This is a genomic window from Pantoea sp. BL1 (assembly GCF_000963985.1).
Classification (GTDB): domain Bacteria; phylum Pseudomonadota; class Gammaproteobacteria; order Enterobacterales; family Enterobacteriaceae; genus Pantoea; species Pantoea rwandensis_B.
This window is the reverse complement of sequence record NZ_JZRH01000006.1, coordinates 25,286-40,698: the sequence shown is the minus strand read 5'-3', so window position 1 is coordinate 40,698 and position 15,413 is coordinate 25,286. Positions and strand designations below refer to the sequence as shown.

The window sequence follows — 15,413 nt, the reverse complement described above, 5'->3', positions numbered from 1 at the left end:
GTTATGCAGAGAATGGGCGTACAGTCGTCCCTCTCCGTTTAATCATTGGAGACAGTGCGTAACGTGTACCGTCGATAAAGTGGTTGTTTGCGTCGATGATGTCTGTGAGCACATCACCGGTAAGGCGGTCTGTTTTGTAGCTGTAGAGTCGGGCCTCTTTCAGCCAACCAGTGCAGCGTGGATGGATAATGATTTCTTTGTAGCTCCTCAGGTGGGCTATCCCATCTTCAACGCTACCCTTCCATTTCTCCACACCTACTATTTTTGGTAGGTTCTGGCGCTTACCCTGCCCGTTGCTTTTAACGTGGCTGATTGTTTCAGGTCGGGCAGAGTCTGCGCGGCTCGTATGCAACTCAATACCGGGTATGCGCTTAATCATAAACTCGGCGATGTCGTCGTTTTCCAGCGCGACTTTGCCAGCCTCATATTCAATCCAGAGACGGTTGTCGTGCACCCAGCATTTAACACCTGTTGTCGGATCTTGGCTGAATCCCCAGTCAATTCCGTAGTAAGGGCCATTCCAGCCTTGCGCTGCTTCGAATTCAGCAACCCGATATTTGCCTGACAGGATTTGAGCGTCGCTGTTCTCGCGATAGCAGCCATCCCATATCCATGCATAAGTCTGGTCATCGAGGCGCGCCTGATCGTTCCTGCGTTCCTGATCCAGCACATCAGGGAACCAGGGGTTATCGGTGTAGTTCAGCTCAACGATTTTCGCGCCTTCAGGCATGTGCTTGCGAAAGCGATCGTCTGTCGGGCTGCCATCCTTTTCCGGGTTCCACGTAATCCAGACTTCAGAGCCATTCTCACGAACGGTCGGTAGCAACTTAATCCAGGCTGTTTCACTTACCGTCTCGGCTTCATCAACCCATGCAACCAGCAATCGGGCTTTTGACTTAATGCTATCGAGGTTGTGTCGTAGACCTGCGAATGCATACCAGACAAGGCGGTTCTTGGTGCGGATGTACTTTTCACCAATTTCGAAATAGTCATCCAGCCACGGCACAGAGCGAATCGCCTGCTTTATTTCCTCCATCGAGGAGTCTTCAAGGCTGTTCATGTACTCACGAGCACCGAGCATCACACCTGATATACCTGCTTCAGCAAACATGTAAGCCTTGATTGCCGTCATCAGCGCGAAGCTTCGTGTCTTTGCAGAGCCGCGACCACCGTATGCGCCCCGATAGCGCGCTTCACCAGTGAATACCGGTATCAGTTTCGGAGGGAGTTCAATCTGTGCTGTTGTCATTGATGGTAGGCGCCACTAACTGAATGGTTGTCGGCCTCGGTGTCATGCTGCCATCAGTAGATTTGACGTCGATGTCCTGAGTGATTTTGTCGCCGTACTTCTTAGGGGCCATGCGAGCGAGAATCCACTTACGCGCATCAAGTTGTAGTCTGGCTTTTGCCACCGCTGCCCCTTCTGCTGCAACGTCATCAACTATTTCGAGCATTTCCTCGAACATCGCATCAGCACGACTCTCCGTGGCTTTCTCGTACTGGTCGCGAAACTCTTTGTTTTCGCCGATCCAACGAAACACGGTTGCCTTATTTGGCATTCCCGGACGGGTACACACGCTGCGCAGGCTTTCACCTTCGGCGAGCTTCGAACAGATGTCGGCAGCCACCTCTGGTAGATAATCAGAAGGGCGGCCAGTTTTTTGTTTGGTCGCCATTTTTTACTCCAAAAAAAGCCTCCCGAAGGAGGCTGTTCATTTAAGCTTTGAGACCGGGCTTGCTGTTGGCTTTCCGCCATGCTTTCACTGTCTCTACCACCTTTTCAGGCGTCAAATTTGCATCATCATTGTAATAAATCAAATCTGAACCCTCAGGGTGCTCACTTACTGCGATGAAGTTTTCTAAGAGCTGATCCTGATAAGCCTCACCACCTTTGGCGCCGAAGATTTCACTCACAAGCTTGGTGAATTCTGCTTGCGTATAATCCTGAAATTTATTCTTAAGTTCCATTTCCGCTCCTTTACTTGTTTGAGTGAATTTCAATGTGGCGCTTAGGTGTTACTACTCGAATGTTATCAACATCATAAACCTCACCGCCTTGAGAGATTAGCTTAACATGATGGAGTTCAAAAGAACGACGACCACCAACACTCTCTTTCATTGGCACACGGGGTGCGAGGCCATTCTTCATTCGCTCCACGTTCTGTTTACTGAACTGTCCAGCAAGTTTCGAGTCAGTTGCAATCTCTTTCCAAAATGCGTCACGGAATGCATCGAAACTACGATATTCCTTACCCAGCAGGTTGTTAACAATACGTGTTGGGACTGGAACACCAAGATCTTTACTGGATGAAGCCAGCCATTGTCCGGCCACGTCAGCTCCCTTTCCTTCCACTTTCCCAGGAAGGTCACGTGCGCTTTGCAACATCACGTAAACGGGCTTGAGACCAGAGTCAGCAGGGAACACAAGAATGGCGTCCCTAAAGTCCATATCATCAGCCATTGGGAAGCTTTCAATGACCGGGGTGGTGTTCACAGGTGTTTGATTACCCGTATCACTCGGTACCGCTTCACCATGCGCTGGGGTCACAAGGGGCGGTAGGCCTTTATAGCCCGGTGCATTCTCCGGGGAGACCAGAATCGTTCGGGACGGCAAACCACTTTCTGCTGGGATGGTTACTGAATACAGCCCAGTTATTTTGTCCACTACAGCATTCATCACCCTTACAGCGCTAGGGTTTACGGTTCGAACCAGATAAGTTTTGAGTGAATTGTCCGAATAATACAAACGGCCACGGACCGCCATATCAACAGTACCATTTACAGCCGCTGCAGTTTTAAGGGCAGAATCTGATGGCAATTTAATTGCATCAGCGGGCATGGCGGATAGGAACATGTTGATGTCCTCACGCCCAGGAACCTGATCACTGCCTTCACCTGCACTTGGAATATATGCAATTGAGGCAATTAACGCACCAACACCACTACCTGATAGGACTGTGCCAACCAAATCTGCAATTGCCGTGCGGATAGAAGACCAAGCAAATGTTGTGGCCACCTCACCTAAAGCAAATCCACCTAAGCCTGTTTCAGCAAAGGTAATGGGTGATGCAGAAGCTGCTACTGCAGGAAAACCAGCAAAGCCAAATACGTTCTGCTCTTCTAATTTAGAGCGCGCAGCTTCAAGTGCAGCGGCTTTGGTTTTTGCTTCAGCCTCTGCTTTTGCTTTCGCATCAGCCTCAGCCTTGGCTTTTGCAATTGCATCTTGCTCAGCTTTTATTTTCGCAGCTTCAGCAGCCTGACGTGCTGCTTCTGCTTTACGTTTTGCATCGGCTTCAGACTGAGCTTTATTCAATCGTGCTTGGGCATCCGTACGATCCTGATTAGCCTTATTTAAGGCAGATGTCTGGTTGGAAATATCATTCCGTAGGGCGTCATTTTGCGCTTTGAATGAGTTAATCTCATTTTGCAGCTGATCACGCTTTTGCTTCCTTGGATCAAGCTGTGTGTGCAAAATCATGTTTGCTCTGGCAGGATCAACACCTTGCAGCCCTCTAACTTGAGCACCCCAACTATCTACTTCTTTTGTTAGTTGATCTACTTGCGATTGTCGCGAGTTAATCTCTTGGTTATTTGAGCTAATCTTTTGGTTATCAGCATTAATGGCACTCTGAGCATTTGCTGAGTTGCTATTGGCTGTATTCAGATCTCGCTGAGCAGCTTCTACAGGATGCGCTGCATCCCATTCAGCTTGTTTACGCTTAGCTTCTTCTTCAGCTTTACGCTTTGCCTCAGCAGCCGCTGCAACTTCTGCAGCCTTTTTAGCTGCCGCCGCCACCGCCGCTTTTTTGGCGTCTAGCTGCACCTGAACAAGCGCCCGGGCTTGAGCCTGACGAGAGGTCTCACCATCTTTCCAGTCTTTACGACTGTTGAATACAGGCCGAGAGTAAAGGCTGATGTTCGTAATATTATCGTTGCCATCTACCGTAACTGTATAAATGTATCCATCTACAGCGGATCGATATCCTGACGGAACAGAAGCAGTCACATTTGTGCGCAAATTGTCGCGGCTATCACTTCCTGATTTGCCATCAGACCAATGCAAAGAAGGATCACTAACCCAATTTTTACCACCAGATACAAGAATACTGCCATCAGCTAGAAAGTGCGGGTCCCCGGGGTTATAAGAATAATAACCATTACCACGATCACCAGAGTTTCCCGAAGAACCTGAACCCATATTTACACCACCAGTTGGTCCGCGGCCACCGCCACCAAACTGGTTGTTATGGGCATTATCAAAACCATTTCCAGAACTCATACAATTCCTCTTTGACGTAAAAATGAATCAAAAAACACTGTATAAATAAACAGTGAAATAGAATTGTAGTCTGACATCTCATCAATCGCAATACTGTATAAATCTTTTATTTATATGAAGTTTTAAAAAGATTTAGTGCATTGTTTCCAATAAAAAAACCGCCCGTAGGCGGTTTGTTTTATTTTTAATTTTGACCTTTCTCGGTGACTATCTCATAAGAGATTATTCCCGGTTCATCATTACTAATTTTCATCACAGCTTTAACAGCAGATTCCGTGCCGTTACTTAAACTTGATTGAATTTCTTCAAGCAAGGCTGCTACCTGATTGCCGGAAAGTTCCAAATGGACTTCATCATTTTCATCAATTGCCTTTCTCATTTCCTCACGATTCATTGCTACCTCCTTTAGTTGGTTTTAAAGAAGTATCGACACGTAATAGGAAAATTTAAGTAATTTTTTCATCATGACTGATTGTAAACAGAGATTGTGGTGAAAGCCGTTGTGAAAGTGGCTCTCTTAAACCATAAATATGTGTTTATGCCGCAGCGTAAAGCAGTTTCATTTGCCCCTTCACTGGAAATGCAGCCATGCAGCGGGCTTCAAAATCACGATAATCAGAACATCCATTGGCAATACTTGTAACGCGGATAATCTGATGTTCAATCAAAGTCAGCGCATCTGGCTTTAAATGCTGATGGATCTTCTCGCCTTTAGTCAGCCTACCTTTAACTTCTGAGTAAACATCTGGTGGTAATACTGGCCCATAAATCCACTTCGCGCTTATCAGGCTGAAAATCATTGGACGGCGATTTTTCCTGTGTCGTGGCAAGCCAGTCATACGGAAGAGTGCGTCATACAATGGATCTTTAAAACGCTTCTCCCATGCTGATGGGTCACTGAGAAGAAAAATCGCTTTAATGCGTTCATCATCTACATGGCTGAGCTCCCCCCTGACAATGGCGTCTATCTGTTCGTCACACCAGATTTCAAAATCCACAGAAAGCCAACGAGCAAAACGAATTGCAAGTTTAGGATGAAGCCATGTGCCACCACCGCGATCTTTTCGTGCGCGGCTTGTTTTTACATACGGGATTTCACCTATCTACGTTTAAGCCCAGAGATGTAAGCATCTGTTTCTGGCAGGCGAAGGAAATCGTTAGGCGCCTTGCCAAACTTTTCAGCAGCTGTTGTCGCATCTATCCAACCATCTTCAAAGAAGCGCATGGAACAGCCGTCATACTCAATTGGAATGATATTACTCATCGACATACCTTCTGTGGTGCGAGTCTGTTCGCGTAGATATAGGCAGCCCGAGAGTGGAACGATGAAATCCACCGCCCTATCTCAGACTCACACTACGGAAAGCTCTCGGAGAAGCGCACGCGAATGCGCAAATACAAAAAAGCCCCGCAGTTGCGAGGCTAGATTTTATGGAAAGTTACATTTGGTTCTGACGCGGGCTTACAAGTATTTCTTAGCCAGTGCGACCAACTCATCTTTGGCTGCTTCACCCAGCACAACCACGCCGTCTTCAACTAACTTCAGCGCGGTTTCGAAATCGGTTACGCCTGCTTTAACTTCTGTAGTTGGGGTGATTGCTGGGATATCTACGACTTGGTCAGTCATTTCTGTTTTCTCTTCTGAGGAATGGATAAACAGGCTTTTCAGCCATGTCAGGAATTTGGTCATTTCTGCCGTTCCAGTTCGATTTTACGGATGGCGGCCTTATCACGGTTGCAGTTGGCAAGTGAGTTGAGCAGGCGCTCGTTCAGTTCCAGACTGTCGCCCCATGTAAACGGGTCAGGGATAATTGGTACTTCGCAGTCAGCCAGCAGGCTTACCGGAATCTGTACCGGTGGCACCTGAACGTATTTTGTTTCGGTTTGCGCGCAGCTGGTCAACAGCGGCAGCAGGAACAGGCTGAGCAGCACATACATCGCCTTTAATCGCCTGGCGGATGATAACCACCCTTCCCTCGCTGTCTGAGTTACTGGCCTGATTATCATCATGGGTTGCCTGGGCGATGTCGTTGAAGAGTGCTGTGGCTCTCAAAACGTTGGTTGTGATGGCCTCGGCTGATGTCTTTTCCTGCTTCAGCTGCTCATTCTGCAGGGTGAGTAATGCCTTTGAGGATGACTGGAGCCTTACCGTGACGCAGAGTGCAATGACCAGCATGAGTAGCGCCGCGATAGCGACTGCATCCCATTTGATTCTACTTAAGGTCATTGGCGTTCTCCGCCAGGCACAGTGATCGCTCCATGTCACGGCGGTTCATCAGGCCGCGCCATTTCTGTCCGCCTGCATATACCCAGCGGCGCATCTCTTCACAGGCTCCGGTTACATCGCCTGAGTTAAGCTTCTTCAGCAGCGATGATTTTGAGAACGCTGATGATCCAACGTTGTAGGTGAAGCTGTAGAGCGCGGCTTTCTGGAATTCACCAAGCGGGATTTTAACCAGCCCATCCACCGACTGCTTGACCGGTTGTAGGTCAGCGCTCAGCAGGCGATCGCATTCGCGATCTGTGTACTTTTTTCCTTTGATGATGTCGTTACCGGTGTGGCCATCGCAAACGGTCCATACACCGGCCACGTCTTTGTAAGGCTCATACACTCGCCCCTCTACACCATCTTTGCCGCCGAGGAATACGGTAGCAATCGCGATAGCACCACCACCGGCAACAGCGATCAGCTTATTGCGCAGATTACTGGACATTGCCATGAGTTAATCCTCAGTGGTGACATCGGGAGTAGTAGGCCAGCGCTGTAGCGCGGCGATTTGCGCGTTGGTGGCCTTGCGTTTGTAATACCAGTTGATGCCGAGAGTAATAAGTGCGACCACAATACCGGCCAGCACACCCACGGCACTCCACTCATCGGGACTCAGCTTCGTAAGCAAGCCGTTTGCTATTGTCCCGGCAGATGCGCCATAAGCTGCGCCTGATGCCAGTTTGCTCATATCGATACTCATGTGACCCCCTCTTTGTTGAGGGAGCTGGCTCAATTAGGAATTGTCTACTTTCTGAACTGAGCAAGCCCGGTTAGCTTTAATCTTGTCGAGAGAAAAAAGCCCGGTTGCTGTTAGGTAGCCAAGATTGAATAATCCGCCTGAGTGCGGTTTTTTTTTGCATAAAAGTCGCCCGATGCCACACAGGATAACGAGGGATGTTTGTTTGATTGGCATGGGCGAAAACGAGAAAGGCCAGCTCTGTGGCTGACCTTTGAATAATCTCACGAAATCGCAAAAGAGCATGATTTTGAGATTTGGTGCCTAGCAAAGGAATCGAACCTCTGACGCGCTGCTTTTAAGGCAGCCGCTCTACCACTGAGCTAGTCCAGGGATAATGAAAAAGGCACCGCCGTCGCAGTGCCTTTTATTGTAAATTGCAAAAATTAGCCAAGAGACTGGCACAACCCTAACACCTGCTCTCTTGTCATATTATCTCCCGCCAATAGCCCAAGCTCCTTACCTTTGGTATCGAAGAGATACAGGTAATCGTATGAGCCACCTTGCAGGAAATAACGATGCTGTTGGACGATCAAGTTGCCTTGATATTCTCCGCCTGCAACGACACAAACCAGTCCACCATTTGTGATGTAATTGGTTTTATGTGTGGCAATGTCTAGCGAATGAATTGCTGATGATGTAGCCCAAGCAGCAGTTTCAAAATACAAAGTTTTTGCATCTTGAGAGAGTTTCAGATTACTAAAACCATAAAGCGTTTCTTTTGGCTCCGAACTAGGCTTTGCGTTTAGCAAAACTTCGTTTTTACCAGTGGCGAAATTCTTCAAGGTAATCTGAGTTCCACCTTCGTAATCTTCAGTCCCCTTTTTGCTCTCTTCAGCCATTATGTAGTAGACATTTTTCCCGCCGGGAGCAGTTACATGTTCAACTGGAGAGAGCGAGGCAAATGAAGGAAAAGAAACAACGGCTAAAAGGGAAAGCGACTTCCATAATCTCATTGAGTGATCCTATTTGTAAGAAATGTGTGCATTTACAAACATTCATCATGAAATCATGGCGGCAAATAGGCAATAAAAAAGCGCCTTTGGCTGGTAACCGTGGCGCTTATTGGCTCTCACTTTTAGCGGAACTTGTCGATTTTTGCACACCCTGCAAACATCAGTGCGCAACTTCAACTGTTGGGAATCATATCCCCAGCTTCGGGAAAAGTAAATAGCCCACTATAAATTTATGAGCTATTTCCGATTGCGTTATGCAGTCACCTTATTCAGCGCCGCATTGGCACATGATTCCTCAATCTCCAGCTTGCCGATCAGACCGTCATAAAACGGCTTAACGCTTTTCTTCCATGTATCGAGGCTGATGCTGTCCGTTACTTCGAAAACAGCGTTATGCGCTTCAGTTGACGGGATGCGCTCATACCCGCGACCGCAGCATCGCTTACAGTCACCCATTACCGGTACGCCCTGCTTCTCGGTCTCTGCTTTCATCACCGCCCTACCGCGTCCATTGCAGTCGCGGCACGCTGTGGATACTACGCCCTTGCCGCCGCACTGCCTGCACAGCACGCGCACAGTATCCTTTACGTTTCTGTTGTAACCACCTGAAAGTGGTGATTTCATCGAGAATACATCCGCCTCAATGAAACCTTTCGCCTGGCAGCATTCGCACGGCTTAACGCTGGCGGCGCTGCGGCAATAATCCAGATACGCATAAGTTGCGAGTGTTTGCATGACGGCTGGCTTAATATCTGTATCGAGTTTGCGTAAGGCTGGAACCTTGTCGCAGGTTTGAAGTGCATATTCAGTTAACAGGGATACGGCGCGTGCGGCGTCGTTCTCACTTACTCCAACCTTCCCCATAAACGCGCTGTAACCAATCGGAGCGCGAGCCATAGCCATTCCCATAGCTGCGATGTAATCAGTGCCTGTAAGCGTGTCTGGTGATGTCTGTGGCGCGGTTCCGCTGAAGTTCTGCCCTTTCGGGAAGTGATATTTTACAGTTGCTTCAAGTCCCATAACGCGTACCCCTTAATTTCAATTCCAGTCGGATAAGTCGATAGTTGATCTCATACATGCCGCGCATCTTAAGAATGCGAAGCCTGAGCCACTTCTCTTTGAGGTATTCGGTCATGCTGCCTCCGTGATTTCTTTTCGGTACCCGACGCGATCACATGCCACCTGGTAAATAGCTGGGTCTTTCTCAATGCCTATGAAGCTGCGCCCTGATTCCTGACATGCGACAGCAGCGGTACCGCTACCCATTGTGAAATCGAGCACCGTATCACCGTGGTTGCTGTAGGTTTCGATTAGGTAACGTAGCAATGCCACTGGCTTTTGAGTTGGGTGGTAATTTCCTTTCTGCTTGTCGCTCGAGAAGAACTGCACGTCGCGCGGGTACCGTGATGTCGAGTCATATTCAGTAAGGGTGTAAGCCTTGCCATAGCACTCTGAATTGACCGATTTACGCTTGCTGGTCTTGCGATCGTGACCATGCGTGAACTGCGGGTTGTATGTAGGCTGTCGGCGATAAAATACTTCGATGTTTTCATGGGCACGCAGAGGCTGCTTTTTGGCATTCAGAAATCCTGTTGCGTTACCCTTCTCCCATATCCACTCGCTACGCCAGTGCTTCAGGTTGCTGGCGACCAAAACGCTAGTGAATGGCTGAGCTGAAAATATGACGATCGCTGCATTTGGTTTGGCTACCCGATAGAGCTCGCGCCACATGTCATCAAGCTCGAGAACCGAATCCCATTTGCACTCGGTGGTACCGTAAGGAACATCAGCGCAAACGAGGTCAATGCTTCCTGCTGCTATCGTGGGCAGCACATCAAAACAATCTCCGTGATGTAGCTGTATCATGCTGCTTCGCTCCTTTGCTTATTCAGATCTCTGGTTTTCTGCCGGTAGTGCGCCGCCAGTTCCTGCAAATCTTCCCGCGTCCACTTCTTCAACTCATGCGCACCCATCAGGCGGTCGAATGCTTCCTGCCCGATTTTGGCGATGAGGTTCGGTTTATAGCCGGGGATATTTCCACTGAGGTGGTGATTGCAAGGCATGCACTGCTTGTGACATCCGTCTTCATCGAAGCGGGTTTCTGGTGAAGCCTTTACCGTTCTGTAATGCCCTGCGTGCCATTGGCCTTCATGCATACGTCCGCAGCTGATACAGCAATCATCCGCGTCACGGGTTCTGATGAACTCGTTAAACGCCTGCTGAGCCAGTTTTGTCCAGTGGCTTAATGGTTTTGCATCTGCTTTCCGCTGGTTCCATTCCGCCCTGTCTGCCTTGTCTTGCTTGCGCTTATCACGCGAAGCAATTTCCTCATCGCGCTTCTTGTTGAAGGCAATGGCGCATTTGTAGTTGTGGCAGACTTTCTGGAGAGAACTTCGGGGGATGTATTCGGTGGAGCAGATGGGGCAAGTACGCGGCTTTGGCTGTTTGCCATTAGCCATTAACGACCTCCTTCAGTTCTGGCGCGACAGGCAGCCCGTCATAAATCTCTTTCAGGTGCCCACGCAAATCCATACGGCGCAGCGCGCTAAACATCATGTCGCACTCAGCCTGTTTGTTGCCCTGAAATGGCTTTGACTCTCCATTCACCCAATGCCAGTTTGAGGGCCATCCGTGAACCTTTTTCACCTTTCCCTTTACGACATGCAGCAATCCCCACCCCTCTGGCAGGTCGGCAACCTCAACGATTCCAGGCTCGCTAATCATGAATCGCCAGTCACCCATGCCTTTCGATGGATCGATGCGAAACGGTTTTTTTCGGTCAGCCAGTAAATCACTTCGTGAGCACTTCGCTTCCAGCAGGCAGGATGCGCCGTTGCGGAACCCTATGGCGTCTGGCTGTTCGCCGTATGAAGTCCATGCGCGGAACTTGTCATGAAATGCGACTTTGAAGCCATTGGTTTGCAGAAATCGGCAGGCGATATTACACAACTGATCGTGGGTTAACTTTTCCATTTCCATTATCGTCTCCTCATGATTCCAGCAATCACAATGCTGATGATGAATATTGCTATCCAGTCGGTGTCAGTCATGGTTCTCTTCCTTCATTCGGTCGAACACTTCCAGCTCGACTGCGCACTCTGTGCATGAGTACGTCTCTGCATCGGCCAGGGTAATGCCACAGAACACGCAGACCAAAGCAGATTGCTCGCCAGCGCCAGTGGGCTGATTTGATGGGGTTGTGTTGCTCATATTCCTCCCATTGCATATCGCAGTCGCAGCTTTCACAGCTGATGGAGTAGTGATGCTTGTCTTCACTGGTGAGGATGGTGTGGCAGCGGTGGCAGCGCTCGGTCAAGTCTACGTTGAGGCCATTTAAATGTAGCTTTCGTGTGAACTTGGTCATCTTTTCACGCGGCTGCATGAGGATTCCCCTTACGGACATAATCAGGCCAGTGCTTTTTAAGGATTGAAGCTGGCACTTTAAGTCTGAGCCCAAGCGAGTGAGCTTTACCCGTTACCGCTGACACCGACTTATTAATTGCGGCCGCTATGACGGGAACAGGTACTCTCCCAGCCACGCGCTCGATATATTCCAGGTCTTTATCGGACCATGTCTTTTTAGGCATTTTGTTTTTCCTTCAGCTTTTGGTATTCGCTGTCGTGCGGGATAGTCAGCGCCAGCCCAAACTGCGCGCACCACTGCTCTACCTGATTCAGGAAGAAATGCATTTCTCCGGTATCGAGGCTGGATGTGTGGCGTGGTTCGTAGGTGGTGACCTTTTCGCCGGTAACGAAGTCGGTGTAGGTGATTTCTTCGCAGCCAAGGTACGTGCGCTTGAGGTTGCGCTTTACCCAATCAGGTGTGGCGTCGATACGACCAGACTTGGTGAGGTATTCGCTGATTTCGCCAAACCACATATGGACGAGGCTGTTCTGTGAAAGGCTACGTTTTTCTTTCCACGGCCTGAGGATTAGCCGGTAGCAGTCGCCAGATTCGAGCAAAGGGAGTAACTGTTGCCCAACGGCGAGGAAGTTCGATTTGTGCAACCGAACCCCATTTTTCGAGATGTCGGCCATATAGTTCAATTAGTTTACTTTTAAGTTTTATTTGATTTCCCTGGTGCTTAATTTACTTAACGGTGAGGGTAAGCCCAGGAGTGGTCAATGCCCATTGATGATAAGATTCCGGTAATAGCTAAGTAAGCCAACACCAGCGCAAAAATGACAATTGCAGTAATTTCAAGTGATTTCAGAAAATGATGCTTAGCCATAAATATCCCTCTTCAGGTTGTGTGTATTGAGCGTGCCTCCTGAAAATAAGATGTTACCGGTAAAGTGCAAGTCAAATTCACACTTTGAAACGTAAAGCAGAACTTATTGATTTTTTGCGTTGCGAACATACCTCTTCCACTTTTAGGTCAATCATCGCCATACGGTCGGTTTCTGGTGACCCTGCTCATGATTTTCCTCGCTTCATGGTGGCTCGAAGAAGTGCAACGCCTTCCAGTGCCTTCTCGGTGGTTGATGGGATGGAGAGCTTCAGCAACTGCTTACGAGGCTCCGGGATTTCTTCGCCACCTTCGATGCGCTGTGACATTTTGCGCAGCTCGGAGCGGCACTTAACGCGCAACTCGGATTCACTCAGGTTGTTGGCACGCATCATGCTGTACAGGCCGGTGACCATCCAGTATTCCGCGTTGCTACCCCATGGATATTCCTCAGCGGTGACATAACCGCCACGCTTGGCACAGTAGGTCATCACCAGCGAATACAGCTTGTCTTCGTCAGGCAGTCCAGCAGCGATTGAGGCGCACTTCTTGCACCATGCGATGAATTCACCAGGTGACGGAAGGAACGGCGAACCGCTGGCGCGCGCTTCACGCATACCGGCTGAAAGTTGCTGGCGGTTGTAAATGCCATTTTCGGCAAACGCGGCGATCCACTGACGCTTGGCGGCTGCTTCGTCGTTTGGGTTCTTCCATGCGGTGCTGACCGATGCCGGGAATACCTGCTTCAAGTTGCTAAACAGGGCGTCTACCAGGCGCTCAACATCTTCGTGCACGCCGCGATCGACAGGTTGCGCTCCATCACCAGCCATGCGGGCGAGCGCGCTGCTGTCACGATTCTGAATTGCAGATACAAGTTGTCTCATAGGAATTCATTCTCCCAGGCTTCGCGGCTGTTCCAGTGTTGGGCAGGCTGCAGCGGCACTGGTGCCTGACGGTTGCGGTTTGGTTGATTCATCTGAGCCTTCAGCGTGTCCCACTTCTCACGAAGCTTTGCAGGGCTCATGACGTTGGTCTGCCAGAAGGCATCGGTGTTGGCCCACTTGAATACTTCGCAGATTTCATGATGGGTACACTTCAGGGCATTGCGCATCAGGCGGATGTCGTTAGACCAGGCTGGCCAGTTTGGCTCCTGAGCTGTTGGGGATACGACGATCACCTTCGTGAAAATCCACTCTGCCGCTTTCAGGTCGTCAGATGTTCCCCACTTATCGCCTTTCGGTGATTGAATGGCTGCATCAGGGCGTAGAGATGGAAGGCTCTTAGAGGGTGCGTCCGAGGATTCGTTAGAATTCTCAGACGTAGTGTTATTATTATTGTTCTTGTTCTTGTATTGGGTGGCTACCGTTTCCGGTAAGAGTTTTACCGTTTTCGGTAACCTTTTTACCGTTTTCGGTAATTTTCTTACCGATTCCGGTTTGTCTAAAATCCATGCTGAAAGCTCAGTATTTACACCGACTAATTTCATCCCGCCTTGTTTATGACTGAAGATGATTTGTCTCTCGGAAAGAGCTTTGATGGCGTTTGAAACATGCGTATCTTCCAGACCGGTAAGGTCGGCGATCACTGTGTTCGTCACCCTGTCCTGTTTTTTATTCCATCCGTAGGTGAGCCATATCACCGCTTCAAAACATTGCCATTCCCTACCTGATAATCTGAGGCGAGGCTTAAGCTTCTGAATCTCATTGGCGACCTTGGTATACCCGTTGGACAGGTCGGCCATGTGACCTCCCGTTTGCTCGGTTTTTTTAGGGAATGATATGACCTTGGCGAGACTCATGATCCCTCCCAAATGCCATAGTGGGTTTTGGCTGCACTGATGATTGCCATCACTTCCAGCGCCTGAAGGCCAGTCTCGAAATCGAGGGCGATGCCAAAGGTTTCCTCTGCCAGTTCCGCTTCGCAATTTTTAGCGATCAGCTCGATGAGTTTTCTGACTTTTGCAGCACTGAACTGGGGCATAGCGGCACTGCGTGATAGTTTGGTTTTACCTGCGGCTTTGGCCTTCGCCATCTGCTTGGATGCAACGCTACCGGCGTTAGGCCCATGCTCACGTGCCAGCGCAACAGCCGTAGTCGGTGCAACTTCGCCAGACTTAACCATGCCGATCAGCTCATCACCACACGTCAGCAGCTGCAGGTGGTGATCAACATCGGCCACAGAGCGCTTCACCTTGCTTGCGATTTCGCTCACTGACCAACCCTGATTCTCAAGTCGCTGGTATGCTGCTGCGCGCTCCAGTGAAGTCAGCGGCTTACCCTGGCTACTGGTAACCATGAAGGCAATGCGATCCGCTTCGGTGCCGGAAAAATCTTTGCACTCAAGGCGCGGAATCTCGGTACCGGATTCAGTGGCCAGCAATGCGCCGTGATAGCGGTGGTGACCGTCGATAATCTTGATGCCCTTATCGGTAACCTGCACCGCCAGAGGCGGGACAAACTCACCGGAAATATAAGCATCGCGGAACTCTTCAATGTGCGCCTGGTCGATTTCACGAACGTTGTAACCCGGCTCGATGTACAGCTCAGCCAGCGGCACCAGAAACGTTTTCTTAACCGTGGTCTCGGTACCGTTCTTTTCTTTGCCCTTGTAATGCAGTGATAAACTACTCATAATTACTCCTGTATGTTGATCCAGTTAATCCATACATCAGGCCTCGAAACTGTTCGCGCAGTTCGGGGCTTTTTCTTTTCCCAGCGCAGCAGCTACCGCTTGCCGGGCAACCTCCGCAATCAGGCTCGTTTCCCATACCTTCTCCAGCAGCACAAAAACCGTTGCCATATCACGCAGGTTTAAGCGGCTTACTTTCGATTCATGCCATCCGGCTTCGTCAGCCAGAACGCGCTGACCTTTGTGCGTCAGTCGGGATCGGAGTTCTGTTTCCACTTCATTGATTAACTTGCTGTTTCTTGCGTGTTCCATATTC

23 protein-coding genes and 1 tRNA gene are annotated in these 15,413 nt (G+C 49.4%); all 24 read right to left on the bottom strand.

What is annotated here, in order from left to right; genetic code table 11:
• Window position 1: 1 nt before the first annotated feature.
• The 24 genes from VH86_RS04020 to VH86_RS03915 all read right to left on the bottom strand — a co-directional run bounded on the left by VH86_RS04020 (window position 2) and on the right by VH86_RS03915 (window position 15,409).
• On the bottom strand, window positions 2–1,249 hold the full coding sequence (locus VH86_RS04020; protein WP_045831979.1) for a PBSX family phage terminase large subunit: 1,248 nt from the start codon (window positions 1,247–1,249) through the stop codon (window positions 2–4).
• Window positions 1,230–1,676 (bottom strand): hypothetical protein, encoded by a 447-nt coding sequence (locus VH86_RS04015; protein ID WP_045831978.1) that lies wholly within the window; start codon window positions 1,674–1,676, stop codon window positions 1,230–1,232. The genes VH86_RS04020 and VH86_RS04015 overlap by 20 nt, the downstream gene beginning before the upstream one ends.
• A gap of 40 nt (window positions 1,677–1,716) precedes the next feature.
• The gene (locus VH86_RS04010) at window positions 1,717–1,968 is read right to left on the bottom strand and encodes a bacteriocin immunity protein (protein ID WP_045831977.1); all 252 of its coding nucleotides are present in this window, start codon (window positions 1,966–1,968) and stop codon (window positions 1,717–1,719) included.
• Between the two features lie 10 nt (window positions 1,969–1,978).
• Complete coding sequence (locus tag VH86_RS04005) at window positions 1,979–4,279, bottom strand: S-type pyocin domain-containing protein (RefSeq protein WP_082082822.1); 2,301 nt, start codon at window positions 4,277–4,279, stop codon at window positions 1,979–1,981.
• 184 nt (window positions 4,280–4,463) lie between these two features.
• Window positions 4,464–4,673 carry a hypothetical protein gene (locus VH86_RS04000; RefSeq protein WP_045831976.1) on the bottom strand — a complete coding sequence of 70 codons (210 nt, stop codon included), beginning with the start codon at window positions 4,671–4,673 and terminating at the stop codon, window positions 4,464–4,466.
• Between the two features lie 142 nt (window positions 4,674–4,815).
• Window positions 4,816–5,277 (bottom strand): P63C domain-containing protein, encoded by a 462-nt coding sequence (locus tag VH86_RS26045; protein ID WP_231647099.1) that lies wholly within the window; start codon window positions 5,275–5,277, stop codon window positions 4,816–4,818.
• 101 nt (window positions 5,278–5,378) lie between these two features.
• Window positions 5,379–5,543 carry a KilA-N domain-containing protein gene (locus VH86_RS26035; RefSeq protein WP_231647097.1) on the bottom strand — a complete coding sequence of 55 codons (165 nt, stop codon included), beginning with the start codon at window positions 5,541–5,543 and terminating at the stop codon, window positions 5,379–5,381.
• Window positions 5,544–5,741: 198 nt separating this feature from the next.
• The gene (locus VH86_RS03990) at window positions 5,742–5,969 is read right to left on the bottom strand and encodes a hypothetical protein (protein ID WP_045831975.1); all 228 of its coding nucleotides are present in this window, start codon (window positions 5,967–5,969) and stop codon (window positions 5,742–5,744) included.
• A gap of 135 nt (window positions 5,970–6,104) precedes the next feature.
• Window positions 6,105–6,506 (bottom strand): exotoxin, encoded by a 402-nt coding sequence (locus VH86_RS25650; protein ID WP_156150557.1) that lies wholly within the window; start codon window positions 6,504–6,506, stop codon window positions 6,105–6,107.
• Window positions 6,493–6,999, bottom strand: a complete 507-nt coding sequence (locus tag VH86_RS03980; RefSeq protein ID WP_045831973.1) for a lysozyme — start codon at window positions 6,997–6,999, stop codon at window positions 6,493–6,495. Before VH86_RS03980 ends, VH86_RS25650 begins: the two co-directional genes overlap by 14 nt.
• Window positions 7,000–7,002: 3 nt before the next feature.
• On the bottom strand, window positions 7,003–7,248 hold the full coding sequence (locus VH86_RS03975; RefSeq protein WP_045831972.1) for a phage holin: 246 nt from the start codon (window positions 7,246–7,248) through the stop codon (window positions 7,003–7,005).
• Window positions 7,249–7,542: 294 nt separating this feature from the next.
• Window positions 7,543–7,611: transfer RNA gene (locus VH86_RS03970), tRNA-Leu, on the bottom strand.
• A gap of 59 nt (window positions 7,612–7,670) precedes the next feature.
• Window positions 7,671–8,240 carry a hypothetical protein gene (locus VH86_RS03965; RefSeq protein WP_045831971.1) on the bottom strand — a complete coding sequence of 190 codons (570 nt, stop codon included), beginning with the start codon at window positions 8,238–8,240 and terminating at the stop codon, window positions 7,671–7,673.
• A 252-nt stretch (window positions 8,241–8,492) separates the two neighbouring features.
• A complete protein-coding gene (locus tag VH86_RS03960) occupies window positions 8,493–9,260 on the bottom strand; it encodes an antitermination protein (protein WP_045831970.1) in 768 nt (255 codons plus the stop codon).
• Window positions 9,261–9,371: 111 nt separating this feature from the next.
• Entirely contained in the window at window positions 9,372–10,106 is a 735-nt protein-coding gene (locus VH86_RS03955) for a site-specific DNA-methyltransferase (RefSeq protein ID WP_045831969.1), read from the bottom strand.
• Entirely contained in the window at window positions 10,103–10,699 is a 597-nt protein-coding gene (locus tag VH86_RS03950; RefSeq protein WP_045831968.1) for a recombination protein NinG, read from the bottom strand. Before VH86_RS03950 ends, VH86_RS03955 begins: the two co-directional genes overlap by 4 nt.
• Entirely contained in the window at window positions 10,692–11,219 is a 528-nt protein-coding gene (locus VH86_RS03945) for a hypothetical protein (protein WP_231647095.1), read from the bottom strand. Before VH86_RS03945 ends, VH86_RS03950 begins: the two co-directional genes overlap by 8 nt.
• Window positions 11,220–11,282: 63 nt before the next feature.
• Window positions 11,283–11,450, bottom strand: a complete 168-nt coding sequence (locus tag VH86_RS25645) for a hypothetical protein (RefSeq protein WP_156150556.1) — start codon at window positions 11,448–11,450, stop codon at window positions 11,283–11,285.
• 369 nt (window positions 11,451–11,819) lie between these two features.
• A complete protein-coding gene (locus VH86_RS03935; RefSeq protein WP_045831966.1) occupies window positions 11,820–12,278 on the bottom strand; it encodes a YbcN family protein in 459 nt (152 codons plus the stop codon).
• Window positions 12,279–12,334: 56 nt separating this feature from the next.
• Window positions 12,335–12,472 carry a hypothetical protein gene (locus VH86_RS25875; protein ID WP_167133911.1) on the bottom strand — a complete coding sequence of 46 codons (138 nt, stop codon included), beginning with the start codon at window positions 12,470–12,472 and terminating at the stop codon, window positions 12,335–12,337.
• A gap of 185 nt (window positions 12,473–12,657) precedes the next feature.
• Entirely contained in the window at window positions 12,658–13,353 is a 696-nt protein-coding gene (locus tag VH86_RS03930) for a replication protein P (protein WP_045831965.1), read from the bottom strand.
• Window positions 13,350–14,270, bottom strand: a complete 921-nt coding sequence (locus VH86_RS03925) for a replication protein (protein WP_197080191.1) — start codon at window positions 14,268–14,270, stop codon at window positions 13,350–13,352. Before VH86_RS03925 ends, VH86_RS03930 begins: the two co-directional genes overlap by 4 nt.
• On the bottom strand, window positions 14,264–15,100 hold the full coding sequence (locus VH86_RS03920; RefSeq protein ID WP_045831963.1) for a DNA-binding protein: 837 nt from the start codon (window positions 15,098–15,100) through the stop codon (window positions 14,264–14,266). Before VH86_RS03920 ends, VH86_RS03925 begins: the two co-directional genes overlap by 7 nt.
• Before the next feature lie 36 nt (window positions 15,101–15,136).
• The gene (locus VH86_RS03915; protein WP_045831962.1) at window positions 15,137–15,409 is read right to left on the bottom strand and encodes a CII family transcriptional regulator; all 273 of its coding nucleotides are present in this window, start codon (window positions 15,407–15,409) and stop codon (window positions 15,137–15,139) included.
• Between the last annotated feature and the right edge of the window lie 4 nt (window positions 15,410–15,413).